We start from the raw sequence: 23,528 nt of genomic DNA, 5'->3' as shown, positions 1-23,528 counted from the left end.
CGGGTGCCGCGCACCGCGTTCCGGTGGTACGGGCGGTTGCAGGCATCGCGCACCCTGTTCCGGTGGTACGGGCGGTTGCAGGTACCGCACGTGCCGCTCGCGAAATTGCGTGGCGCGGCCCGCCCGGCGCCCCGCAGGATGCGGACATGCGCCTCCCCGCCCCGCCCGCCACAGGTGTCCGTACCTCCTGGGAAGCACTTCCCGGGGCGGTCAAGGGCGCCGTCGCGGACCTGCTCGGGGCGCCGGTGACGGCGGCGGTCACCCAGACCGGCGGCTTCTCGCCCGGCGTGGCGGCCCGCGTCACCACGGCAGCCGGGCGTCGCGCGTTCGTCAAGGCGGTGAGCGCCGAGACGAACCCGGACAGCCCGGCGATGCACCGCGCAGAGGCCCGCCACGCCGCCGCGCTCCCTCCCGAGGTTCCCGCACCCCGTCTGCTCGGCTCCTACGACGACGGCACCTGGGTCGCTCTCGTCTTCGAGGATGTCGACGGTCGCCAGCCCCATGTCCCGTGGCGGGACGACGAGTTGACGCGGGTGCTCGACGCGGTCGGCGAGCTGGGCCGGGCGCTCACCCCGTCCCCGGTGGACGCTCCGCCGGTCGCCGCGAGCAGCGCGGACGCCTTCCGTGGCTGGCAGCGAATGACCGAGGAGGGCGACACCGGCGAGGGCCTCGACCCCTGGACGCGGAGCCATCTGCGCGAGCTGGCCGAACTCGCCTCCCCCTGGGCCCGGTTCGCGAGCGGTGACACCCTGGCGCACGGTGATCTGCGCGCGGACAACATCCTGCTCACGGTGGCCGGCCAGGTCGTCTTCGTGGACTGGCCGCACGCCGTGCGGGCCGCCCCCTGGTTCGACCTGTTGGTCATGCTCCCGTGCGTGCGCGCTCAGGGCGGCCCCGACCCGCAAGTGCTCTTCGCCGCACACCCGTTGGGCCGGGCGGCCGACCCGGACGGCGCCACGGCCACGCTGGCCGCCGTGGCGGGCTACTTCGTGCACCAGTCCCGTCGGCCGGCGCCTCCGGGGCTGCCGACCCTGCGCCCCTTCCAGCGGGCTCAGGGGGAGGCGGCCCTGGAGTGGCTCAGGAAGAGGCTTCGATCAGGGCCCGCATGACGCGGGGGTCGTCGCCCATCTCGGGGTGCCACTGCACACCCAACGCCCAGGCGGGGCGGGGAAGTTCGATCGCCTCCACCGTGCCGTCCGTGGCGTGGGCAGAGGCCAGCAGGCCCTCGCCGAGCCGCTCCACCGCCTGGTGGTGGTACGCGGGCACGGTGCTGGTTTCCGGGACGGCCTCCGCGTACCGGGTCCCGGGTACGGGCGTCACGTCGTGCTGCCCGAAGACTCCGACGTCCTTCAGATGGCCGTCGAGGTGCTGCACGAGGGTCCCGCCGAGGGCGACGTTCAGGAGCTGCATCCCGCGGCAGATGCCGAGAAGAGGTGTGCCGGACGCCAACGCCGCCTCGATCAGGGCGAGTTCCCAGGCGTCCCGCTCCGCGGCCGGCGGGCCGGTGCGCGGGGAGCGCTCGGCGCCGTACCGCGCGGGCTCGACGTCCGGGCCGCCCGCGACGACCAGCCCGTCGAGGCGGGCGACGGCCTCCGCGGCATACGCCGGATCGTCCGGCGGCAGCAGGGCGGCGAGCCCGCCCGCCCGCTGCACGAGCCGCGGATAGCCGGCCGGCAGCAGTGTCGCGTCCAGCTCCCAGACGCCCCAGCGCACCCCGGGCTCCAGATACGTACTCACACCGATCAGCGGCCTGCCCACACTGCACTCCCTGGGATTCAATGGAACACGTTCATACCATTGCTGGCCGGGCGGGCGGAATCAAGACCTGCCCGTCGCTCAGGCCAGGAAACCCCGCAGCAGCGCCGCCGTGCCCCCGCAGTGTTCGCGCATCATCTCCCGCGCGCCGTCCGCGTCCCCGTCGAGCACCGCCTCGACCAGCGCGATGTGCTGACGCTGCGAATGCTCCAGGTTCCGCACCAGGAGCGGGATGCAGTCGAGCAGGTCGTTGAGGTTCGCGCGTACGGCCGCGTACTGGGCCGTGAGCGAGGGGGAGCCGCACAGCTCGGCGAGGGTGAGGTGCAGCAGCGTGTCCAGGCGCCGGTAGTCCGCCAGTGGCGCGTCGTGCGTGCGGGCCAGCGCGTCGCGCAGCCGCGCCGCCTGCTGCGGGGACAGCCCGTGCGCCGCGCAGAGACCGGCCGCTCCGACCTCCAGCACCTCGCGGAAGCGCAGCACGTCCTCGATGTCGACCGCCGCGACCCGGCGCCGCAGCTCGTCCTCGCCCCGCGCGTCGGTCCGCGGCCGGACGAACGTGCCGCCGTACCTGCCCCGCCGCGACTCGACGAGCCCCTCGTCCTGGAGCACCTTCAGTACCTCGCGCAGGGTCACCCGGCTGATCCCCAGCCGCTCGGCCAGCTCGCGTTCCGCGGGCAGCCGCTCGCCGCCCGGCACCAGCCCGAGCCGGACGACCTGGAGGATCTGTTCCAGCGCCTCCTCGAAACCGTTGCCCGCCCGCACCGGCCGCAGCACCGGCGTCAGCCGGTCCACGAGGCCGCCCGGGCCACCGTCAGGATCCGTCTGCGACATCTGGCCGTTCCCCCTTCCCAAGCAATGGTTCTCCGCAATACCTTATGGCTCTCGGCTGACCGAAGGAGGCACTTCCCGTGGCAGACCGCACACCCCCGCTCAGTGTCGAGGAGCTTCGAGCCCTCGTCGCGAGCGGAGAGATCGACACGGTAGTCCTGGCCTTCCCCGATATGCAGGGGCGGCTCCAGGGCAAGCGGTTCGCCGCCCGTTTCTTCCTCGACGACGTCCTGGAGCACGGCACGGAGGGCTGCAACTACCTCCTCGCCGTCGACACCGAGATGAACACCGTCGAGGGATACGACATGTCCTCCTGGGACCGGGGCTACGGCGACTTCGCCATGCGCCCGGATCTCGCCACCCTGCGGCGCGTGCCGTGGAACGAGGGCACCGCCCTGCTCATCGCCGACCTCGTCTGGAACGACGGCTCCCCCGTGGTGGCCGCGCCCCGGCAGATCCTGCGCAAGCAGCTCGACCGGCTCGCGGAACTCGGCTACACCGCCCAGGTCGGCACCGAGCTCGAGTTCATCGTCTTCAAGGACACCTACGAGCAGGCCTGGGACGCGCACTACCGGGACCTGACGCCCGCCAACCAGTACAACATCGACTACTCGGTCCTCGGCACCGGCCGGATCGAGCCCCTGCTGCGCCGCATCCGCAACGAGATGCAGACGGCCGGACTGACCGTCGAGTCCGCCAAGGGCGAGTGCAACCCGGGCCAGCACGAGATCGCCTTCAAGTACGACGAGGCCCTCGTCACCTGCGACCAGCACACCGTCTACAAGACCGGTGCCAAGGAGATCGCCTCCCAGGAAGGCGTCTCGCTGACCTTCATGGCGAAGTACAACGAGCGCGAGGGCAACTCCTGCCACATCCACCTCTCGCTCGCCGACCAGGACGGCACCAACGCGATGGCGGGTGACGGGCCCGGCGGTATGTCGGAGGTCATGCGGTACTTCCTCGCCGGCCAGCTGGCCGCGCTCCGGGACTTCTCGCTGCTGTACGCCCCGAACATCAACTCGTACAAGAGGTTCCAGCCCGGTTCCTTCGCGCCGACCGCGGTCGCATGGGGCTACGACAACCGCACCTGTTCGCTGCGCGTCGTCGGCCACGGCCGCTCGATGCGCTTCGAGAACCGGCTCCCCGGCGGAGACGTCAACCCGCACCTGGCCGTCGCCGGACTCGTCGCGGCCGGTCTGTACGGCATCGAGCAGAAGCTGGAACTGCCCGAGGCCTGCGCGGGCAACGCGTACGCCGCCGAGTACGCGCACGTGCCCACCACCCTGCGCGAGGCCGCCGAGATCTGGGAGAACAGCCCGATCGCCAAGGCCGCCTTCGGCGACGAGGTCGTCGCGCACTACCGCAACATGGCCCGCGTCGAGCTGGCTGCCTTCGACGCCGCGGTGACCGACTGGGAGCTGCGCCGCTCCTTCGAACGCTTGTGAGGCATTTCTTGTCCGACCAGTCCGCTGCCCAGCACGCCGAGCCGTCCGCCGGTCCTGACGCCGGCGAGCACGCGCTCCAGGTGCTCAATCCCGCGACCGAGGAGGTCATCGCCACCGTCCCGGCCGCCACCCCGCGGGACGTCGACGCGGCCGTCGTACGGGCCGCGAAGGCGCAGGCCGGCTGGGCCGCTCTCGCACCGGGCGAGCGGGCCCGGCTGCTGCGCCGCTTCGCCGCGACCGTGGACGCACACGTCGAGGAACTGGCCCTGCTGGAAGTGCGCGAGGCCGGGCACGTCATCGGCAACGCCCGCTGGGAGGCGGGCAACGTCCGGGACCTGCTGGACTACGCGGCCGGCGGAGTGGAACGGCTGACCGGCCGCCAGATCCCGGTGCCGGGCGGTCTCGACGTCACGATCCTCGAACCGCTCGGCGTGGTCGGCGTCATCGCGCCCTGGAACTTCCCCCTGCCCATCGCGGCCTGGGGCACGGCACCCGCCCTCGCCGCCGGCAACGCGGTGATCCTCAAGCCCGCCGAGACGACCCCCCTGACGGCGCTGCGCCTGGCCGAACTCGCCCTGGAGGCAGGCCTGCCCGAGCACCTCTTCCAGGTACTCCCGGGGGCCGGCGCCGTCGCCGGCAACGCACTGGTCGAGCACCCCGGGGTCGCGAAGATCGTCTTCACGGGGTCAACGGCCGTGGGCAAACAGGTGTTGGCCAAGGGTGCGGCCCTGCTCAAGCGCGTCACCCTCGAACTCGGCGGCAAGAGCCCGAACATCGTCTTCGCCGACGCCGACATCGAGGCCGCCGCCGCGGCCGCCCCCATGTCCTTCCTCGACAACTCCGGACAGGACTGCTGCGCCCGCACCCGCATCCTCGTCCAGCGCTCGGTCTACGACCGGTTCCTCGACCTCCTCGCCCCGGCCATCGAGTCCGTGGTCGTCGGCGACCCCGCCGACGAGCGGACCGGCATGGGTCCGCTGATCTCCCGGGTGCAGCTGGAGCGCGTACGGTCGTACGCCACCGACGACATCGAGGGCATCCGCGGCAAGGCCCCCGAAGGCCCCGGCTTCTGGTTCCCGCCGACCGTGCTCACCGGCGTCGCGCCCGGCGCGCGCGTGGCCGTCGAGGAGGTCTTCGGCCCGGTCGCCGTCGTCCTCCCCTTCGAGGACGAGGCCGACGCCGTCCGGCTCGCCAACGCGACCGACTACGGCCTCGCCGGGTCCATCTGGACGCGGGACGTCGGCCGGGCGCTGCGTGTCTCCCAGGCCGTCCGCGCCGGGAACCTGTCCGTCAACTCCCACTCCAGCGTCCGCTACTGGACCCCCTTCGGCGGCTTCAAGCAGTCGGGGATCGGCCGTGAACTCGGCCCGGACGCGCTTGCCGCCTTCACCGAAACCAAGAACGTCTTCATCAGCACGGAGGGCCCCGCACAGTGACCGAGGACAACATCTGCCGTCGCCTCGTCGGCCGCACCGCCGTCATCACCGGTGCCGGCAGCGGCATCGGCCTCGCGACCGCACGCCGGCTCGCCTCCGAGGGCGCCCACGTCGTCTGCGGCGACGTCGACGAGACCCGCGGCAAGGCGGCCGCCGAGGACGTCGGCGGAATCTTCGTCAAGGTCGACGTCACCGACCCCGAGGAGGTCGACGCGCTCTTCAGGACCGCGTACGAGACCTACGGATCGGTCGACATCGCCTTCAACAACGCGGGCATCTCGCCGCCCGACGACGACTCCATCCTGGAGACCGGCCTGGAGGCCTGGAAGCGGGTCCAGGAGGTCAACCTCACCTCCGTCTTCCTCTGCTGCAAGGCGGCCATCCCGTACATGCGGCAGCAGGGCAGGGGCTCCATCATCAACACGGCGTCCTTCGTGGCCCGGATGGGCGCGGCGACCTCGCAGATCTCGTACACCGCCTCCAAGGGCGGAGTGCTCGCCATGTCGCGCGAGCTGGGCGTGCAGTTCGCCCGCGAGGGGATCCGGGTCAACGCGCTGTGCCCGGGGCCGGTGAACACCCCGCTCCTCCAGGAGCTGTTCGCCAAGGACCCGGAGCGGGCCGCGCGCCGGCTCGTGCACATCCCGGTCGGCCGGTTCGCCGAGGCCGACGAGATCGCGGCCGCGGTCGCCTTCCTCGCCAGTGACGACTCGTCCTTCGTGAACGCCACCGACTTCCTGGTGGACGGTGGAATCTCGGGCGCGTACGTCACGCCCCAGTAGGTTCTCGGGGCCGTTCAGGTGTATGTACGTTCCATGCGATTCCGATCAGCCCTCGCGTGGACCACGGTCGCGGCCGCCGCCCTGGCGGCCGCGCCGACAGCTCCGGTCGCCGCCGCGACCGCGTCCGCGAACTGCCCTCGCCTGTCCGGACATTGGTACGGCGACAACCGCGCCCACCTCCAGCAGGTCATCGACGAGCGGGGCAGCTGCTCCGGGCACGGGGGCGGCGGCCGCCCGGTGGCCGCCTTCGACTGGGACAACACGGTCACCAAGAACGACGTCACCGACGCCACCATCTCCTGGGCCCTGCGGCACGACAAGATCCTGCGCCCGGCGAGCTGGCAGGACACCAGCAAGTGGCTCACGGACGCGGCGGACACCGCCCTCACCGCGGCCTGCGGCACCGACGTGCCGGTGGGAGCGCCGCTGCCGACCGCCACGAACACCGGCTGCACCGACGAGATCTTCGAGATCCGCGAGGACGGGACGACGATGAGCGGCGCCGCCGCCTTCGCCGGTGACTGGAACCACCGGCGCACCGTCCCGCAGTACGCCTGGGTGCCCCAGCTGTTCGCCGGGCACACGGTCGCCGAGCTGACCTCGTACACGAAGAAGGCGCGCGAGGAGGCGCTCGCGGCCCCCGTCGGCTCGACCCGGACCCTCGGCACGCACACCATCCCCGCGTACGTCCGCTACTACGACCAGCAGCGTGATCTGATCCGCACGCTGCAACGGGCCGGATTCGACGTCTACATCGTCTCGGCGGGCTCCGAACCCGTCACCGAGGTCTGGTCGCGCGGCGTCGGCATCGACGCGGCGCACACGATCGCGATCCGCTCGGTCCTGGACCGGCACGGCCGGATCACCACCTGGAACCAGGGCTGCGGCGACGTACCGGCGAGCCAGGGCGAGGCCATTCCGTACATCGACGGCAAGCGCTGCTGGATCAACCAGGAGATCTACGGCGTCAAGGGCGCCGCGGCCTGGCAGCAGCAGGACCGGCGGCACCGGACGGCGATCGCGGGCGGCGACGCCGACACCGACGTGACCTTCGTCGGCGACGCCACCGGCGCGCACCTCGTCCTCAACCGGAACAAGAACGAGGTCATGTGCCGGGCGTACGACGACGCCGACGGCCGCTGGGTGATCAACCCGATGTTCATCGAGCCGCTTCCGCGGAAGACGGACCCCTACCCGTGCTCGACGACCGCCTACAACGAGCCGGACGGCGGCAAGGGGCCGGTACGGCGGGACGACGGCTCGGTGGTGCCCGACCAGCAGGACACCGTCTACTGAACGCCGCCCGTTGAAGGCCGCTCACCGAACACCGCCCGCCCGGCCGCGTGTACGGAGCTCGCGGGCACGTCCTAGAGTGCCGGGATGAGCATGACGCCCCCGCCCGGCTGGTACCGCGATCCGTCCTACCCGCTCGTCGAGCGCTGGTGGGACGGCACCGCGTGGACCGAGCACCGGCGTCAGCCGGAGGCGCCCGCACCGCCCGCGGCGCAGCCGCAGCCGGCCGGGGGCGGCTCGCGCCGAGCCAAGGCCGTCACTCTCACCGTGGCCGCGGTCGTCCTGGTCGCCGCGATCGTCACCGGTGCCGTCGTCCTCGGCCAGGGTGACGGCGGGAGCGACGCGGCGGCCAAGGCGGCCTCCGCCACCCCGTCGGCGAGCGGGACCCGGTCGTCCTCGCCCTCGCCCACGGCCTCCGCGTCCGAACCGTCCGACGACCCGTCCGTCGTCGAGGACGAACTCAACGGCATCACCCTGCCCCTGCCAGACGGCTGGGCCAGAGCCGACCGGCTCGCCGAGGACGACCTCCTGATGGTCACGCCCGGCACGTACGACTGCCCCGGTGACCCCGGGCTCTGCCGCCACGGCAGGGTCTTCTCCAGCACGGTCACCTCGAACGACGAGAAGTCGCCCAAGGCCCTCGCCCAGCACGACATCAAGTCCGCCGCGGACAGCGCGTACGACCGCGACGTCCTCGACAACCGCCCCTATCGCGGCATCACGTCCCACGAGGTGGTGAAGTCCGGCTCGGTCGCCGTCGGGGGCCGGGCCGGGTACTTCGTGCGCTGGCGCGTCAGGACCGGGGTCGGGCCCGGCGGTTACGTCGAGTCGCTGGCCTTCCCCGCCAGCACCGGCTCCCAGTCGCTGGTCATGGTCCGCTTCGCCTTCGACGCCGGCGCGGACGGGCCGTCGCTCTCCGACATGGACCGGATCACCAAGGGGATCCGCCCGGTGGACGACGCGGCCACGGGCGGGGGAGTGGGCAGCAGCATCGGCCCCGGCCAGTAGGGACCGGCGGCCAACGCCCCGGGACGGCCGGTCGGTGAGCCGGTCGGGTCGGTGGGTCAGCCGGTCGGCCGGTCAGCCGGTCAGAGGAAGGTCCGGCCCTCTCCGCGGTACGTCGGCACGGTCGCCGTCACGGAGTCGCCCTCCACCAGGTGCAGTTCCTCGAACCGCTCGCACAGTTCGCCCGCCTTGGCGTGCCGGAACCACACCTTGTCGCCGATCAGCAGATCGTCGGCAGGGGCACCGAGCAGCGGCGTCTGCACCTCGCCGGGGCCCTCCTGAGGGTCGTACTTCAACCCCTCCGGGAGATACGGCACGGGGAGCCGGTCAGGGCCCGCGGCACCCGACGCCGGATACCCGCCGCCGAGCACCGTCACCACTCCGACCCCGGGCCGCCTGACCACCGGCTGGGCGAACAGGGCGGCCGGACGCCCGTCGAACGACGTGTAGTTGTCGAAGAGCCGCGGCACATAGAGCCCCGACCCCGCGGCGATCTCGGTCACCGCGTCCTCGGCCGCCGTGTGCTGCACGCTGCCCGTGCCGCCGCCGTTGACGAACTCCAGGTCGGGCGCGACGGCCCGCACCGCGCCCACCACGTCGGCCCGCCGCTCGACGAGCTCCTTGCGGGCCGCGGCCTGCATGAGCCGGATGGCACGCGAACGCACGGGTCGGCCGGCGAGGGAGTCGCCCACACCGGCGATGTGCCCCTCGTACGCCATGATCCCGACGAGCCGGAAGCCGGGCCGACGCGTCACCGTACGGGCCATCTCGGCCACCTGGGCCGCCGAGTACAGCGGCGAGCGGCGGGCCCCGACCCGGACGCGCCCGCCGAACAGCCGGAAGGACGTGTCCAACTCCAGGCAGACCCGGACGACTTCGGTGCCGCCCTGCCGGGCCGCGTCGATCAGCGCGAGCTGGGCGGGGTCGTCGACCATGACGGTGACCGCGGCCGCGAGCTTGGGGTCGCCGGTCAGCTCGGCGAAGGCCTTGCGGTCGGCCGAGGGATAGGCGAGAAGGACGTCGTCGAAGCCGGAGCGGGCGAGCCAGATCGACTCGGCCAGCGTGAACGACATGATGCCGGCGAAGCCGTCGCGGCCCAGGACGCGTTCGAGCAGAGCCCGGCAGCGTACGGATTTGCTGGCGACCCGGATCGGTTTCCCCGCGGCCCTGCGCAGTAGATCGTCGGCGTTCGCGTCGAAGGCCTCCAGGTCCACGATCGCGACGGGGGCGTCGAGGTGAGCGGTGGCCCGGTCGTAGCGGGCCCGGTCTGCGGCGCGGACGGTCATGAGCGAAGCCTGCCAGACAGGATTACCGCAGGGTAGGGGGACGTTCCGGGCAGATGCCGCGGGGCCGTGGACTGGTTCCCGCCCGGCGCGTGTCAACCCGTAGAGTGACGCGCACGCAGGGAGGAACGCCCTTGCCCGGGCCGGTCACGGCCGGGGTGGCGGCACGTCGGTACGGGTATGCGTGCCTGTGTCGGCCGGATCCTTCCCGCACGTGTGAAGCGACCCGCACGATCTCCGAGGCGGGCCGATGGCCCGGTACGAGGAAGCGGGGGGAGCCATGGGCACGGAAGCGCGCCGCGCCGACATTCCCCCACGCCCGTCGTCTCCGCCCCGTCCGTCGGTACCGCAGGGCGAGGATTTCACGGCGGACGACACCCCGCCGCCCGGCATCCCGGCGCCGCCGACCGGACAGGGCTCCTCGCGCGAGCCGTCCGCCCCGCCGATGCCCGCGTCCCGCCCCGACGTGCCGCGCCGTCCGGGTCTCGCCCCGCCGCCGCCCCCCTCGACCGGCCGGCCCCCGGCGCCGGCCACCGTCAACACCCCGGCGAGGCCTCCGTACGCGCCCTCCACCGCACCGCATGCCTCGCAGCGGGGGCCCGCGCAGCGTCCGTCGGCGCCGGCTTCGCGGGGAGCCGCGTCGACTCCGCCCCGACCGGGGACCCCGCCGGCGACGGGCGCCCCGGAGAGCCGGCCCCCGGCGGGCGAGGGAGGCCCGGAGACCGGCGGCTTCTTCCGCCGGCCGGCGTCGGCGTCCGCCGCGGGTGCGCACCGCACCGGCGAGCGGCCGAAGCCGCCGCTGCACCCGGACCGGGGCACCACCCCGCCGCCGCCACCGGCCTCGGCGCGGTTCCCGGACACGCCGCCCTCGGGCACGGCACGGCCGGCCACGGCCGTCGGCCGTCGCGACTCCGGACGCGACGGCACACCGGCCCGCCCCGGCACGCCGGGGCGTGGCACCGACGTACCCGTGGAGCCCTTCAACAGGCCGGCGCGGCCCGCCGCACCGCCGCGTCGCACCGACGTACCCGCGGAGTCCTTCAGCGAGACCACCACGCGGCTGCGCCCGATCCGCGACGAGGAGTCCGGGACGGGCGCGACCCCGTCCCCGGAAGTCCCCTCGGCGCGACGTTCGGCCGACGCCGCGTCTCCGTCGGGAACCACCACCGAGGGGCGTCCTTTCGTGTCGTTCGGGCAGCCCGAGACCTACGACGACGACACCGCGCGGCTGCGCCCGCCGGGCGGCCGGACCCGCCCGCGGATCGTCGCTGCCACCGTCTGCGTCGTCCTCGGGCTCGGGCTCATCGGCGGTGCGGCGACCGGGAGTTGGCTGACCGGGGACAGCGCGAGCGCCGCCGGGGCGGCCGGTGCCTTCGCGGCCTCCGGGAACCTGTGGCACAGCGCCCCTGTCGACCAGCTCTTCCCGCCCACGGTGAACGGAGAGGGCGCGGGACCCGGCGGCGCCGACCGCACCTGGACGCGGATCGCCATCGCTCCCGACAGCGGCTGCAAGGACGCCTTCGACCCGCTGCTGCGCAAGGCGCTCGCCCCCGTCGGCTGTCTGCGGCTCCTGCGGGCCACCTACACGGACGCGACCCGCAGTCATGTCACCACCGTCGGGCTGCTGTTCACCAAGGCGGACGCGGCGGCCATGACCTCGCTGAAGACCCGTTTCCAGAAGGACGGCCTGGACCGGCGCACGGACCTGATGCCCCGCGGATACGCCGCGAAGGGCACCGTCGCCGCCGGCTTCGGCGACGCCCAGCGTGCCTCCTGGACGGTGTCGGTCCTCACCGACGCCCCCGTCGTCGTCTACGCGGTGTCCGGCTTCACCGACGGCCGGTCCGTCACGACGCCCGAACCCGCCGCGGACGCCGTGAAGTCCGGCGCCACCACCTCCGTCGCCCAGGCCGGCCTCGGCCACGAGGCGCAGGGCCTCGCCGACCGCATCGAGCGGAGCCTGCGCAAGACCGTCACCTCGGCCACGGAGAAGCCGTCATGATCCGTGAGCCCCGAGGCGCGAACGGCGCGTCCCGCAAGCCAACCGGTGCGCCAACCGGCGTGTCGCGTAGGTCAACCGGCACGTCCGGTACGCCAACCAGCGTGTCCCGTACGTCAATTGGCCTGTCCCGTACGCCAAGCGGCGCGGCCCGCAGGCCCGTTGGCGCCCTCCGCAGGTCGGGGCGGTTCCTCACCCTCCTCCTGGCCGGCTCCCTCGCTCTCCTGCCCGCGACGACCGCGCACGCCGATGGCATACGGGCCCAGCAGTGGGCCCTCGACGCGATGCACACCCAGCAGGCCTGGCGCACCACCAAGGGCGCCGGCATCACCGTCGCGGTCCTCGACACCGGAGTCGACAGCGAGCACCCGGACCTGGCGGGCAACGTCCTCACCGGCAAGGACATGGTCGGCTTCGGGGCAAGCCGCGGCGACCGTGCCTGGGCACGGCACGGGACCGCGATGGCGGGCATCATCGCCGGCCACGGACACGGCGCGGGCGACGCCGACGGCGTGATGGGCATCGCGCCCGAGGCGAAGATCCTTCCCGTCCGCGTCATCCTCGAAGACGGCGACGCGGCCCGCAGCAAGGCCCGCAACACCCGAGGCAACGCCCTCGCCGAGGGCATCCGCTGGGCCGCCGATCACGGCGCCGACGTCATCAACCTCTCCCTCGGCGACGACTCCAACTCCGCCCACCCCGAGCCCGCCGAGGACGAAGCGGTCCAGTACGCCCTCAAGAAGGGGTCCGTCGTGGTCGCCTCGGCCGGCAACGGCGGGGAGAAGGGCGACCACATCTCGTACCCGGCCGCGTATCCCGGCGTGATCGCCGCGACCGCCGTCGACCGGTACGGCACCCGCGCCTCGTTCTCCACCCGCCGCTGGTACGCCACCGTCAGCGCCCCCGGGGTCGATGTCGTCATCGCCGATCCGGACGACAAGTACTACCAGGGCTGGGGCACCAGCGCCGCCTCCGCCTTCGTCTCCGGAGCGGTCGCCCTGATCAGGGCCGCCCACCCGGACCTGGCCCCCGCGCAGATCAAGCAGCTCCTCGAGGACACGGCCCGCAACGCGCCCAGCGGGGGCCGCGACGACTCCCGGGGCTTCGGTTTCGTCGACCCCGCCGCGGCCATCGAGGAGGGCGGCCGGCTCAAGCCGGAGGGGCTGCACTCCACGGCGTACGACCGGCGGTACTTCGGCTCGGGTCCCGACGCCGTCAAGGACGACGACGGCGCCTCCGGCTGGATCGGCCCGGTCGCCGGGGGCCTCGGCGTGGTGCTGCTGGCCGGAGCGATCGCCCTGTGGCGCGGCCGCGCAGGATCACGCCGCTACAGCCTCTGACCTCCGGCGCCCCGCGCGCCGGCCGGTACGGGCGTCCTAGTCGCCCGACGTCCCGAACGCCGAGACCGCCGCCTCGGCCGCCGACTCCACCAGCGAAATCCCCTTCGCCTTGGTCGTGTTGCCGTGGGACAGCGCCGCCACCAGATAGTCGTGGCCGTCGACGGTGACGCGCCCGATGCTGTTGATGTCCCACAGCCCGGTCGAACTCCGTGCCAGCCAGCCGTTCTTCAGGGCCCAGCCGGTCCCGGGGTCCGTGGCCGCCGCCGAGACACCCCAGTGCTGGTCCTCGGCTATCCGGCTCATCAGCCCCTGGAGATACGTCCGCGAGGCCGCGCTCAGTTTCGAGTCGTCCCCGAACACCTGCCGCAGCAGGGTGAGCTGATCGGCCGCCGTGGTCTGCGTCAGCCCCCACAGCGCGCCGTCCCCGCCTGCCGTACCGGTCAGCCCGAAGCGCTTGTTCGCCGCGTCGAGGCCGTCCGCCTCGCCGATCGCGGTCCACAGCGCCGTCGCGGAGTCGTTGTCGCTGTTCTCGATCATCGCGGTGGCGTACGTCCGCTCCTGGGCCGTGAGGTGCCGGTCCGCGTCCTGCGCCTGGAGCAGCAGCGTCGCCAGGATGTCGACCTTGACGATGCTCGCCGTGTCGAAGCTGCCCTCGCCGTACCCGGCGCTGTCCCCGGAGTCCGGATCGAACACGGACACGGCCACGTCGGCGCCGTCCTCGACGGTCACCGACGCCATGGCCCCGGCCAGCAGCGCGTCCCGGTCCACGGACGGCGCGGACGGTTCCACAGCAGGTTCCACGGAGCCCTCCTCACTCGCCGGCGCCGACGCGGAAGGCGTTGCCGACGACGGTACGGGACCGTCGTCGGCGTGCGCCTGCGCCTTCACATACGCGGTCCCCGCCGCCGTACCGCCCACGATCACGGCGGAGGCCAGGGCCGTGTAGAGGAGCGGCCGGAGCCGGGACGAACGGGCGCGGGCGCGGCGGTGCTGAGTTCTGTCGGACTCCATGCACGTGATGCTGGGTGCCGGGCCTGTGCAGGCCGTTAGACGAATGTTAGAGCTGTGTCAGGGAAAGCTGAGAAACCCGTGAGGGGCGTGAACACCAGGTTTCCGGGCCCGCAGAAGCGCAGCAGCATCCCCCCGATAGGGTCGGTGACCGTGGCGAACAAGAACATTCCCGACTCCGGCTTCCCCGACGACGACGGTTCCGCCGATCCCCGGCTCAGCGCGGCGCTCGCGGCCTGGGCCGCGGACCGCACCGCGGTGTCCCCGGTCCTGGAGGCGCTCAAGGGGGCCCGGCTGCTGGTCCCCGTGGTGGCCGTCCTCGGCGAGGTCGAGGAGGACGAGCGCGGGCTGCGCCACGAGAAGACCAGCGACATGGCGGTCCCGACCTTGAAGGCCGGAAGCCGTACCGCCCTGCCCGCCTTCACGTCCACGGAGTCGCTCGCCCGCTGGAACCCCGAGGCCCGTCCGGTCGCCGTACCGCTGCACCAGGCCCTGCAGGCTGCCGCGCACGAGAAGGCCGACACGCTCGTGCTGGACCTGGCGGGACCGGTGCCCTACGAGCTGACCGGCCCGGCGCTGCTCGCCCTCGCCGAGGGGCGGACGAGCACGGATCCGCTGAGCGACCCGGCCGTCGCCGCGGCCGTCCGCGCGGCTGTCGCCGCCGAGCCCGCCGTCCTGAGCGCCCATCTCGGCCCCGGCCGGGCGGGCGCCACCCTGGCCCTCGTACTGAATCCGGCCGCGGCCCCGGCCGAGGCGGCCCGGGCGGTCGCCGAGCGGCTGGCCGCCGACGAAACACTGAGGGCCCGCCTGGTGCGCGGCCTCGACCTGGCACTGCTGCCGGCCGAGGCGACGCCTCCCGGCGAGCCCCTGTACGTACGAGACGTGTGAATCAGCCGTAGACCGGACCCGTGTACTTCTCGCCCGGGCCCTGACCCGGCTCGTCCGGGACGAGCGAGGCCTCGCGGAACGCCAGCTGCAGCGACTTCAGTCCGTCGCGCAGCGGTGCCGCGTGGAAGGAGCTGATCTCGGTGGTGCTGGCGTCGAGCAGCCCGGCGAGGGCATGCACCAGCTTGCGGGCCTCGTCCAGGTCCTTGTGCTCGTCACCCTCCTCCGTCAGACCGAGCTTCACCGCGGCGGCGCTCATCAGGTTGACGGCGACCGTCACGATCACCTCGACCGCGGGGACCTCGGCGATGTCGCGGGCCATGGTGTCGAAGTCGGGGCTCTGGGGAGGGGTGTCACTCATGGCTGACACGATAGGTCCCCCGCGCGCGGGGGACCTACTCGGCCCCGGTCGGGCCGACCGGGGCCCTGCCCGGCTCGGTTAGGCCTTCCCGGCCCGAGCTGCTAACCTTGTGTTACGACCGGTCGGACACGCCATGAGCTGTGCGGTGTGCCCGGCCCACAAGTGGAGGCTCCGATCTCCCACCCGACTGTCCTCCGGGACGGCGGGTCACCCCGGTCAGGCGGCCACCATCGTTCCGTACGGACGATGGAGTCGCCCGAAAGTGCGCCCCGCGGTTGACCGCGGCGGTGCTCCGGTAGTCCTTGGAGCCCCGCCTGTGTCCCGTCCGGGGCATTTTTCATGTGCCGCGGCGGTTGGTCCCACTGTCATCAGAGACATACGCGGCCGTCCGCCAGACTGCCGTGTGGTGCTACCGAGGAGGATCCATCAGCACCGAGCCCCGCATCAACGACCGGATTCGCGTTCCCGAGGTGCGACTTGTCGGTCCCAGCGGCGAGCAGGTCGGGATTGTTCCGCTTGCCAAGGCCCTGGAGCTTGCGCAGGAGTACGACCTCGACCTGGTCGAGGTGGCGGCGAGCGCTCGTCCGCCCGTCTGCAAGCTCATGGACTACGGGAAGTTCAAGTACGAGTCGGCCATGAAGGCCCGTGAGGCGCGCAAGAACCAGGCGCACACGGTCATCAAGGAAATGAAGCTCCGGCCGAAGATCGACCCGCACGACTACGACACCAAAAAGGGTCACGTCGTGCGGTTCCTCAAGCAGGGCGACAAGGTCAAGATCACGATCATGTTCCGTGGTCGCGAGCAGTCCCGGCCGGAGCTCGGCTACCGACTGCTGCAGCGTCTCGCAACGGACGTCGAGGATCTCGGGTTCATCGAGTCGAACCCGAAGCAGGACGGCCGAAACATGATCATGGTTCTCGGTCCGCACAAGAAGAAGACCGAGGCGATGGCCGAAGCCCGTGAGGCCCAGGCGGCTCGCAAGGCCGAAGCGAAGGCCAACCCGGGCAAGTCGCAGAACGCCCATGAGAGCGACATCGACGGGGAGGACATCGACGGCGAGGACATCGCCGGCGACGTCGAGACCGTTGAGGCGCCGGCCGAGGCTTCCGCCGAGGCCTGATCCCAGGGTGCAGGCCCCGGGATGCCCAGGACGCGAGTCCAGGGAGTCCCGGGACACCGGTCCAGGGATGTCAACCGATACGTATGACGTTCCACCGTGCCCGGTTTCACGACCGGGCACCGGAACGCCACTGACGAGGAGAGAACGGCGCTATGCCGAAGAACAAGTCGCACAGCGGTGCCAGCAAGCGCTTCAAGATCACCGGCTCCGGCAAGGTGCTCCGTGAGCGCGCCGGCAAGCGCCACCTGCTCGAGCACAAGTCGTCCCGACTGACGCGCCGCCTCACCGGCAACGCCGAGATGGCCCCGGGCGACGCCAAGAAGATCAAGAAGCTTCTCGGCAAGTGACGTCGGGCGTGCACGTCGCGCCCGACCTCTGACCGGGACCCAATCGATTTCGGGTCGTGTGAGTCCAACCACGGCCCCGCTACAAGGAGTTAACAAGTGGCACGCGTCAAGCGGGCAGTCAACGCCCACAAGAAGCGCCGGGCAATCCTCGAGGCGGCCTCCGGCTACCGCGGTCAGCGTTCGCGCCTGTACCGCAAGGCCAAGGAGCAGGTCACCCACTCGCTGGTCTACAACTACAACGACCGCAAGAAGCGCAAGGGCGACTTCCGTCGGCTGTGGATCCAGCGCATCAACGCCGCTGCCCGCGCCAACGGCATCACCTACAACCGCTTCATCCAGGGTCTGAACGCGGCCAACATCGAGGTCGACCGCAAGATCCTCGCGGAGCTGGCCGTCAACGACGCCAACGCGTTCGCCGCGCTCGTCGAGGTCGCGCAGAAGGCGCTGCCCTCGGACGTCAACGCGCCGAAGGCCGCGTGACGCTCGCGCTGGCTTGAGCCGGATGTGACATGGACCCGCAGGCCCTGACGGCCTGCGGGTCCAGTGCGTTCGCCCGGCCCCGCGGCCGGGCCGGGCGTTCGGCCCCCGCCCCGGTGGCGCTCCTCCCGCGCGTGACGGACCATCGTCCCCTCTGCACTCCCGAAGGTGATCCCATGCCCTCAGCCGCCCCCGAGCTGATCTCCCCCCGCTCGCCCCGCGTGTCCGCCGCGCGGCGGCTTGCCCGGCGGAACTTCCGGGGCAAGGAGCGGCTGTTCCTCGCCGAGGGGCCGCAGGCCGTACGGGAGGCTGCCGCGCACCGGGTCGCCGGCGACGCCACTCTCGTCGAGCTCTTCGCGACCGTGGAGGCCGCCGAGCGGTACGCCGACCTCGTGGGCGAGGCCCGGGACGCGGGCGCGCGCGTGCACCTCGCCGCCGAGGACGTGATCGCCGACATCTCCACGACCGTGACCCCGCAGGGCCTCGTCGGGGTCTGCCGGTTCCTGGACACCCCGTTCGAGGAGATCCTCGCGGCGCGGCCCAAGCTGGTCGCCGTACTCGCGCATGTCCGGGACCCCGGGAACGCCGGAACCGTGCTGCGGTGTGCGGACGCGGCAGGCGCCGAGGCCGTCGTCCTGACCGACGCCTCCGTCGACCTCTACAACCCCAAGGCCGTACGGGCGTCCGTCGGCTCGCTGTTCCATCTGCCCGTGGCCATGGGTGTGCCGGTCGAACTGGCCGTACAGGGCCTCACGGACGCCGGGGTGCGGATCCTCGCCGCCGACGGGGCGGGCGAGGACGACCTCGACGACGAGCTCGACAAGGGGACCATGGGCGGTCCCACCGCCTGGGTGTTCGGGAACGAGGCCTGGGGGCTCCCGGAGGAGACCCGTGCGCTGGCCGACGCCGTCGTGCGCGTCCCGATCCACGGAAAGGCCGAGAGCCTGAACCTGGCGACGGCCGCGGCCGTATGTCTCTATGCGTCCGCCCGTGCACAGCGCGCCTCCGGAGGGTGCCGTTCCGTCACCGAGAGCTAGTAGGGTGACGGGCTCGGGGGCCCACTGCGCCAGACGAGAGGTGGGGTACGGGGATGGGTGTCGGCACGAGGAGAGCACTCGGAGCACGGGAGGTACGCGGCACGTCCGCGCCCCGGCACGGTGATCTCGCGAAACTCGGAGCCGAGCTGGGCATCGACCCGGACGACCTGCCCGACGGACTCGTCGTCGCCGACGAGCGGGGCCGCGTGATCTGCTTCAACGCCGCTGCCGCCCGGATCACTGCCGTGCCCTCCGCCGACGCCCTCGGGCGTCAGCTGGACTGGGCCCTGCCCCTGGAAGACCTCGAAGGCCGCCGCTGGTGGCAGCTGACCGACCCGTACGGCGGGCTCGCGATCCGGGTCGGCCAGCCCGAGCGGAATCTGCTGCTTCCCGGGGGGCGGGAGGTGCTCGTCTCCGCGCGGTACGTCCGCGTCCGCCCCACCGGCCCGATCCGCCGCGTCGTCGTCTCGCTGCGCGACACCGAGGCCCGCCGGCGCACCGAGCGCAGTCACGCCGAGCTGATCGCCATCGTCGCCCACGAACTGCGCTCCCCGCTCACCTCCGTCAAGGGCTTCACGGCGACCCTGCTCGCCAAGTGGGAGCGGTTCACCGACGACCAGAAGAAGCTGATGCTGGAGACGGTCGACGCGGACGCCAACCGCGTCACGCGGCTCATCGCCGAGCTCCTCGACATCTCGCGCATCGACTCCGGGCGGCTGGAAGTGCGCCGCCAGCCCGTCGACATCGGCGCCGCCGTCGGGCGCCACATCCAGGCGTACGTCGCCGCGGGCCAGCCCGCCGACCGCTTCCTGCTCCGTATCGAGCAGCCGCTGCCCGCGCTGTGGGCCGACCCCGACAAGGTCGACCAGGTGCTCAGCAACCTCCTCGAAAATGCCGTGCGCCACGGCGAGGGAACGGTCACCATTGACGTCACGCCCTCGGCGTCCCCGCGTGAAGGGGAGGACGTCTGCACGTCGGTCACCGTGAGCGACGAGGGCACCGGCATCCCGGAGGAGTCCATGAACCGCGTCTTCACCCGCTTCTGGCGGGGCAGCAAGCGCGGCGGCACCGGACTCGGGCTCTACATCGTCAAGGGCATCGTCGAGGCCCACGGCGGCGGCATCACGGTCGGCCGCGCCCCCGGCGGCGGCGCCGAGTTCCGATTTACGTTGCCCGTGGGCACCCCGGCGTACCTGCTGTAACGCCGACGAGGCCCCACGGGCACACACGACAGGAGCCACCCCTCGGACTGCGCGTCCGAGGCGGGCTCGCACCCCGTTAGACTCGGTCTTTGGCACCTTTGCGTCCCCGTTTCAGGGACGACACGTCCCCCGAGTCGGGACGGGGACCCTCAGCCAGCCAACCGGAAGCACGGGAAGAGATGTCGGCACCGAATAAGTCGTACGACCCTGTAGAGGTCGAGGCCTTGAAACCGGAAGAGATCGAGCGCATGCGGGACGAGGCGCTCGCCGCCTTCGCGGCCGCCGGTGACCTCGACGCGCTCCAGGAGGCCAAGGTCGCGCACACCGGCGGCACCTCGCCGCTGGCTCTCGCCAACCGCGAGATCGGCGCCCTGCCCCCGCACGCCAAGGCAGCCGCCGGCAAGCTGGTGGGCCAGGCCCGGGGCGCGGTGAACAAGGCCCTCGCCGCCCGCCAGGCCGAGCTGGAGGCCGACCGCGACGCCCGCGTCCTGGTCGAGGAGGCGGTGGACGTCACGCTGCCGTACGACCGCGTACCGGCCGGCGCCCGGCACCCGCTGACCACGTTCATGGAGCGGGTCGCGGACGTCTTCGTGTCCATGGGGTACGAGATCGCCGAGGGCCCCGAGGTCGAGGCGGAGTGGTTCAACTTCGACGCCCTCAACTTCACCCCGGACCACCCGGCCCGGCAGATGCAGGACACCTTCTTCGTCCAGGGCCCGGCGGGCACCGAGGGCGACGAGTCCGGTGTCGTGCTGCGCACCCACACCTCGCCCGTGCAGGCCCGCGCCATGCTGGACCGCGAGCCGCCGGTCTACATCGTGTGCCCCGGCCGCGTGTACCGCACGGACGAGCTGGACGCCACGCACACCCCGGTCTTCCACCAGATCGAGCTCCTCGCCATCGACGAGGGCCTCACCATGGCCGACCTCAAGGGCACCCTGGACCACATGGTCCAGTCGCTCTTCGGCGCGGAGATGAAGACCCGGCTGCGCCCGAACTACTTCCCCTTCACCGAGCCGTCCGCCGAGATGGACATGCTCTGCTACGTCTGCAAGGGCGAGTCCGTCGGCAACCCCGACCGCCCCTGCCGTACCTGCTCCTCCGAGGGCTGGATCGAGCTCGGCGGCTGCGGCATGGTCAACCCGCGGGTGCTCACCGCCTGCGGTGTCGACCCCGAGAAGTACAGCGGATTCGCCTTCGGGTTCGGCATCGAGCGGATGCTGATGTTCCGCCACAACGTCGAAGACATGCGAGACATGGTCGAGGGTGACGTCCGGTTCACCCGGCCGTTCGGGATGGAGATCTGATGCGGGTCCCGCTTTCTTGGCTGCGGGAGTACGTCGACCTGCCGGCGACGGAGACCGGGCGTGACGTCCAGGAGCAGCTCATTTCGGTCGGCCTGGAGGTCGAGACCGTCGAGCAGCTCGGCGACGGCCTCAAGGGCCCGCTCGTCGTCGGCAAGGTCCTCACCATCGAGGAGCTGGAGGGCTTCAAGAAGCCGATCCGCTTCTGCACCGTCGACGTCGGCCAGGCCAACGGCACCGGTGAGCCCCAGGAGATCGTCTGCGGCGCCCGCAACTTCGCGGTCGGCGACAAGGTCGTCGTGGTCCTCCCGGGCGCGGTCCTGCCCGGCGGCTTCGCGATCGCCGCGCGCAAGACGTACGGCAAGACCTCGCACGGCATGATCTGCTCCACCAACGAGCTGGGCATGGGCGACGACGGTACGCACGGCATCATCGTGCTGCCGCCGGAGCACGAGGTCGGCAGCGACGCCATCGAGCTGCTCGAACTCGTCGACGAGGTCCTCGACATCGCCGTCACGCCCGACCGCGGCTACGCCCTGTCGATCCGCGGTGTGGCCCGTGAGACCGCCATCGCCTACGGTCTGCCGCTGCGCGACCCGGCGCTGCTCGACGTACCGGCCCCGAACGCCTTCGGCTACCCGGTCCAGGTCTTGGAGCCGCTCGGCTGCGACCGCTTCACCGCCCGCACGGTGACCGGCCTCGACCCCGAGGCGCACTCCCCGATCTGGCTGCGGCGCCGCCTCCAGAAGGCGGGCATGCGCCCGATCTCGCTGGCCGTCGACATCACCAACTACGTGATGCTGGAGCTGGGTCAGCCCCTGCACGCCTACGACCGCTCCCGCGTCCAGGGCACGATCGGCGTGCGCCGGGCCGAGCAGGGCGAGAAGCTCACCACCCTCGACGGCGTCACGCGCACGCTGGACGCCGAGGACCTGGTGATCACCGACGACCGCGGAGCCATCGGCCTCGCGGGCGTGATGGGCGGCGCCAACACCGAGATCGACGACACCGAGGGCACCACCACCGAGGTCGTCATCGAGGCCGCCCACTTCGACGCGCTCTCCATCGCGCGTACGGCCCGCCGCCACAAGCTGGCCTCCGAGGCGTCCAAGCGCTTCGAGCGTGGCGTCGACCCGCAGGCCGCGTCCGCCGCGGCCCAGCGCACGGTCGACCTGCTGGTCCTCCTCGCCGGTGGTACGGCGGAGGCGGGTGTCACCGAGGTGATCGCCCCCTCGGCCCCGCACACCATCACCATCCCGGCCGACCACCCGGACAAGGTGGCGGGTGTCGAGTACGGCCGCGAGACCGTCGTCCGCCGTCTCCAGCAGGTCGGCTGCGACGTGTACGGACAGGACGAGCTGATCGTCACCGTCCCGTCCTGGCGGCCCGACCTGACCGACCCGAACGACCTGGCCGAAGAGGTCATCCGTCTTGAGGGCTACGAGAACCTGCCGTCCACGCTGCCCAAGCCCCCCGCGGGCCGGGGCCTGACCGACCGGCAGCGGCTGCACCGCCGGATCGGCCGCGCGCTGGCCGGTGCCGGATACGTCGAGGCGCCGAACTACCCGTTCATCGGCGAGTCCGTCTTCGACCAGCTCGGCCTGGCCGCCGACGACCCGAAGCGCAACGTCGTCAAGCTGGTCAACCCGCTCTCCGACGAGGAGCCCGCGCTGCGCACGACGCTGCTGCCGGGCCTGCTCGGCGCGCTGCGTCGCAACGACGGGCGCGGCAGCCACGACCTGGCGCTCTTCGAGACCGGGCTGGTCTTCCACCCGCGCGAGGAGCTGAAGGTCGCGGTACGGCTCCCCGTCGACCGGCGCCCGACCGACGAGGAGATCGCCTCCCTCACCGAGGCCCTCCCCGTCCAGCCCCGGCACGCCGCCGTCGTCCTCGCGGGCGCCCGCGAGCAGGCCGGCTGGTGGGGCAAGGGCCGGCCCGCGGACTGGGCCGACGCCGTCGAGGCCGCGCGCGTCCTGGCCCGCGAGGCGGGGACCGAACTCCTCGTCCGCGGCGGCCAGTACGGGCCGTGGCACCCGGGCCGCTGCGCCGAGCTCGCGGTGCGGACCGACGGCGCCGAGCGGGTCATCGGGTACGCCGGTGAGCTGCACCCCGGTGTCCTGAAGACCCTGGGTCTGCCGGCGCGGACCTGCGCGATGGAGCTCGACCTGGACGTGCTGGAGCAGGCGAGCGCGGGTGTCCCCAAGGGCCCGCACATCTCGACCTTCCCGGTCGCCACCCAGGACGTCGCACTGGTCGTCGACAAGTCCGTGCCGCACGCGGACGTCGAGGTGGCACTGCGTGCGGGCGCGGGTGAACTCCTGGAGTCCATCCGGCTGTTCGACGTCTACGAGAGCGAGCAGCTCGGCGAGGGCAGCAAGTCGCTGGCCTACGCGCTGCGCTTCCGCGCTCCCGACCGCACCCTGACCGTCGACGAGGCCTCCGCGGCCCGCGACGCGGCCGTCGCGCTGGCAGCCGAGCGCACCGGAGCGGTGTTGCGCGGGGCGTAGCGCGCATGCGGAAAGCCAGGTGAGGGGCCCCTCCGGAGACCGGAGGGGCCCCTCACTCGTTCGGGTGACAAGTCCGGGCGATCTGGCCCGTTCGGGGCATGCGGTCGACAGAATCGGAC

At 72.3% G+C, this 23,528-nt stretch carries 21 protein-coding genes; 16 read left to right on the top strand and 5 right to left on the bottom strand.

All coding sequences use genetic code 11. The features are described from left to right. Positions 1–146 precede the first annotated feature (146 nt). A complete protein-coding gene (locus ACFWM2_RS30815) occupies positions 147–1,109 on the top strand; it encodes an aminoglycoside phosphotransferase family protein (protein WP_383286751.1) in 963 nt (320 codons plus the stop codon). Here ACFWM2_RS30815 and ACFWM2_RS30810 read toward each other — a convergent pair. Together ACFWM2_RS30810 and ACFWM2_RS30805 are read right to left on the bottom strand one after the other, a co-directional pair. Next, entirely contained in the window at positions 1,078–1,758 is a 681-nt protein-coding gene (locus tag ACFWM2_RS30810; RefSeq protein WP_383286749.1) for a gamma-glutamyl-gamma-aminobutyrate hydrolase family protein, read from the bottom strand. The two genes, ACFWM2_RS30815 and ACFWM2_RS30810, sit on opposite strands and share 32 nt — an antisense overlap. Before the next feature lie 78 nt (positions 1,759–1,836). Then, positions 1,837–2,583 carry a FadR/GntR family transcriptional regulator gene (locus ACFWM2_RS30805; RefSeq protein ID WP_383286747.1) on the bottom strand — a complete coding sequence of 249 codons (747 nt, stop codon included), beginning with the start codon at positions 2,581–2,583 and terminating at the stop codon, positions 1,837–1,839. A 77-nt stretch (positions 2,584–2,660) separates the two neighbouring features. Between ACFWM2_RS30805 and ACFWM2_RS30800 the strand changes: the two genes are divergently transcribed. From ACFWM2_RS30800 to ACFWM2_RS30780, 5 genes are all read left to right on the top strand, one after another. Beyond that, complete coding sequence (locus ACFWM2_RS30800) at positions 2,661–4,025, top strand: glutamine synthetase family protein (protein WP_383286745.1); 1,365 nt, start codon at positions 2,661–2,663, stop codon at positions 4,023–4,025. An 8-nt stretch (positions 4,026–4,033) separates the two neighbouring features. After that, on the top strand, positions 4,034–5,461 hold the full coding sequence (locus ACFWM2_RS30795; protein ID WP_383286743.1) for an aldehyde dehydrogenase family protein: 1,428 nt from the start codon (positions 4,034–4,036) through the stop codon (positions 5,459–5,461). Next, positions 5,458–6,240, top strand: a complete 783-nt coding sequence (locus ACFWM2_RS30790; protein ID WP_383286741.1) for a 3-oxoacyl-ACP reductase — start codon at positions 5,458–5,460, stop codon at positions 6,238–6,240. The genes ACFWM2_RS30795 and ACFWM2_RS30790 overlap by 4 nt, the downstream gene beginning before the upstream one ends. Before the next feature lie 33 nt (positions 6,241–6,273). Continuing rightward, positions 6,274–7,536 carry a haloacid dehalogenase-like hydrolase gene (locus tag ACFWM2_RS30785; protein WP_383286739.1) on the top strand — a complete coding sequence of 421 codons (1,263 nt, stop codon included), beginning with the start codon at positions 6,274–6,276 and terminating at the stop codon, positions 7,534–7,536. A gap of 84 nt (positions 7,537–7,620) precedes the next feature. After that, positions 7,621–8,541 (top strand): DUF2510 domain-containing protein, encoded by a 921-nt coding sequence (locus ACFWM2_RS30780; RefSeq protein ID WP_383286737.1) that lies wholly within the window; start codon positions 7,621–7,623, stop codon positions 8,539–8,541. Between the two features lie 80 nt (positions 8,542–8,621). Here ACFWM2_RS30780 and ACFWM2_RS30775 read toward each other — a convergent pair whose 3' ends face one another. Then, entirely contained in the window at positions 8,622–9,824 is a 1,203-nt protein-coding gene (locus tag ACFWM2_RS30775; protein ID WP_383286735.1) for an amino acid deaminase/aldolase, read from the bottom strand. A gap of 277 nt (positions 9,825–10,101) precedes the next feature. On the opposite strand from ACFWM2_RS30775, the gene ACFWM2_RS30770 reads away from it, so the two are divergent. Both ACFWM2_RS30770 and mycP read left to right on the top strand, forming a co-directional pair. Further along, positions 10,102–11,823 carry a hypothetical protein gene (locus ACFWM2_RS30770; protein WP_383286733.1) on the top strand — a complete coding sequence of 574 codons (1,722 nt, stop codon included), beginning with the start codon at positions 10,102–10,104 and terminating at the stop codon, positions 11,821–11,823. Between the two features lie 101 nt (positions 11,824–11,924). Then, positions 11,925–13,160 carry a type VII secretion-associated serine protease mycosin gene (mycP, locus tag ACFWM2_RS30765; protein WP_383286731.1) on the top strand — a complete coding sequence of 412 codons (1,236 nt, stop codon included), beginning with the start codon at positions 11,925–11,927 and terminating at the stop codon, positions 13,158–13,160. A 36-nt stretch (positions 13,161–13,196) separates the two neighbouring features. On the opposite strand, the gene ACFWM2_RS30760 is transcribed toward mycP, so the two are convergent. After that, the gene (locus ACFWM2_RS30760) at positions 13,197–14,171 is read right to left on the bottom strand and encodes a serine hydrolase (RefSeq protein WP_383286729.1); all 975 of its coding nucleotides are present in this window, start codon (positions 14,169–14,171) and stop codon (positions 13,197–13,199) included. A gap of 150 nt (positions 14,172–14,321) precedes the next feature. Here ACFWM2_RS30760 and ACFWM2_RS30755 point away from each other — a divergent pair, with 150 nt between their 5' ends. After that, complete coding sequence (locus ACFWM2_RS30755) at positions 14,322–15,056, top strand: SseB family protein (RefSeq protein ID WP_383286727.1); 735 nt, start codon at positions 14,322–14,324, stop codon at positions 15,054–15,056. Between the two features lies 1 nt (position 15,057). On the opposite strand, the gene ACFWM2_RS30750 is transcribed toward ACFWM2_RS30755, so the two are convergent. Continuing rightward, positions 15,058–15,414, bottom strand: coding sequence for a DUF1844 domain-containing protein (locus ACFWM2_RS30750; RefSeq protein ID WP_383286725.1), 357 nt, complete (start codon positions 15,412–15,414; stop codon positions 15,058–15,060). Positions 15,415–15,815: 401 nt separating this feature from the next. Between ACFWM2_RS30750 and infC the strand changes: the two genes are divergently transcribed. The 7 genes from infC to pheT all read left to right on the top strand — a co-directional run bounded on the left by infC (position 15,816) and on the right by pheT (position 23,409). Further along, complete coding sequence (infC, locus tag ACFWM2_RS30745) at positions 15,816–16,535, top strand: translation initiation factor IF-3 (protein WP_383286723.1); 720 nt, start codon at positions 15,816–15,818, stop codon at positions 16,533–16,535. Positions 16,536–16,687: 152 nt separating this feature from the next. Continuing rightward, a complete protein-coding gene (gene rpmI, locus ACFWM2_RS30740; RefSeq protein ID WP_003947156.1) occupies positions 16,688–16,882 on the top strand; it encodes a 50S ribosomal protein L35 in 195 nt (64 codons plus the stop codon). Positions 16,883–16,978: 96 nt separating this feature from the next. Continuing rightward, positions 16,979–17,362, top strand: a complete 384-nt coding sequence (rplT, locus tag ACFWM2_RS30735; RefSeq protein ID WP_266504458.1) for a 50S ribosomal protein L20 — start codon at positions 16,979–16,981, stop codon at positions 17,360–17,362. 173 nt (positions 17,363–17,535) lie between these two features. Then, positions 17,536–18,396 (top strand): TrmH family RNA methyltransferase, encoded by an 861-nt coding sequence (locus tag ACFWM2_RS30730; RefSeq protein WP_383286721.1) that lies wholly within the window; start codon positions 17,536–17,538, stop codon positions 18,394–18,396. Positions 18,397–18,449: 53 nt separating this feature from the next. Then, the gene (locus ACFWM2_RS30725; protein WP_383286719.1) at positions 18,450–19,598 is read left to right on the top strand and encodes an ATP-binding protein; all 1,149 of its coding nucleotides are present in this window, start codon (positions 18,450–18,452) and stop codon (positions 19,596–19,598) included. A 179-nt stretch (positions 19,599–19,777) separates the two neighbouring features. Then, positions 19,778–20,905, top strand: a complete 1,128-nt coding sequence (pheS, locus tag ACFWM2_RS30720) for a phenylalanine--tRNA ligase subunit alpha (RefSeq protein ID WP_383286717.1) — start codon at positions 19,778–19,780, stop codon at positions 20,903–20,905. After that, the gene (gene pheT / locus ACFWM2_RS30715; protein WP_383286715.1) at positions 20,905–23,409 is read left to right on the top strand and encodes a phenylalanine--tRNA ligase subunit beta; all 2,505 of its coding nucleotides are present in this window, start codon (positions 20,905–20,907) and stop codon (positions 23,407–23,409) included. The genes pheS and pheT overlap by 1 nt, the downstream gene beginning before the upstream one ends. Positions 23,410–23,528 lie beyond the last annotated feature (119 nt).

It is taken from the genome of Streptomyces sp. NPDC058371, assembly GCF_042723265.1.
In the GTDB taxonomy this organism is placed as follows: domain Bacteria; phylum Actinomycetota; class Actinomycetes; order Streptomycetales; family Streptomycetaceae; genus Streptomyces.
Note: the sequence above shows the minus strand (reverse complement) of the source record. Positions and strands in the feature narration are given on the sequence as shown.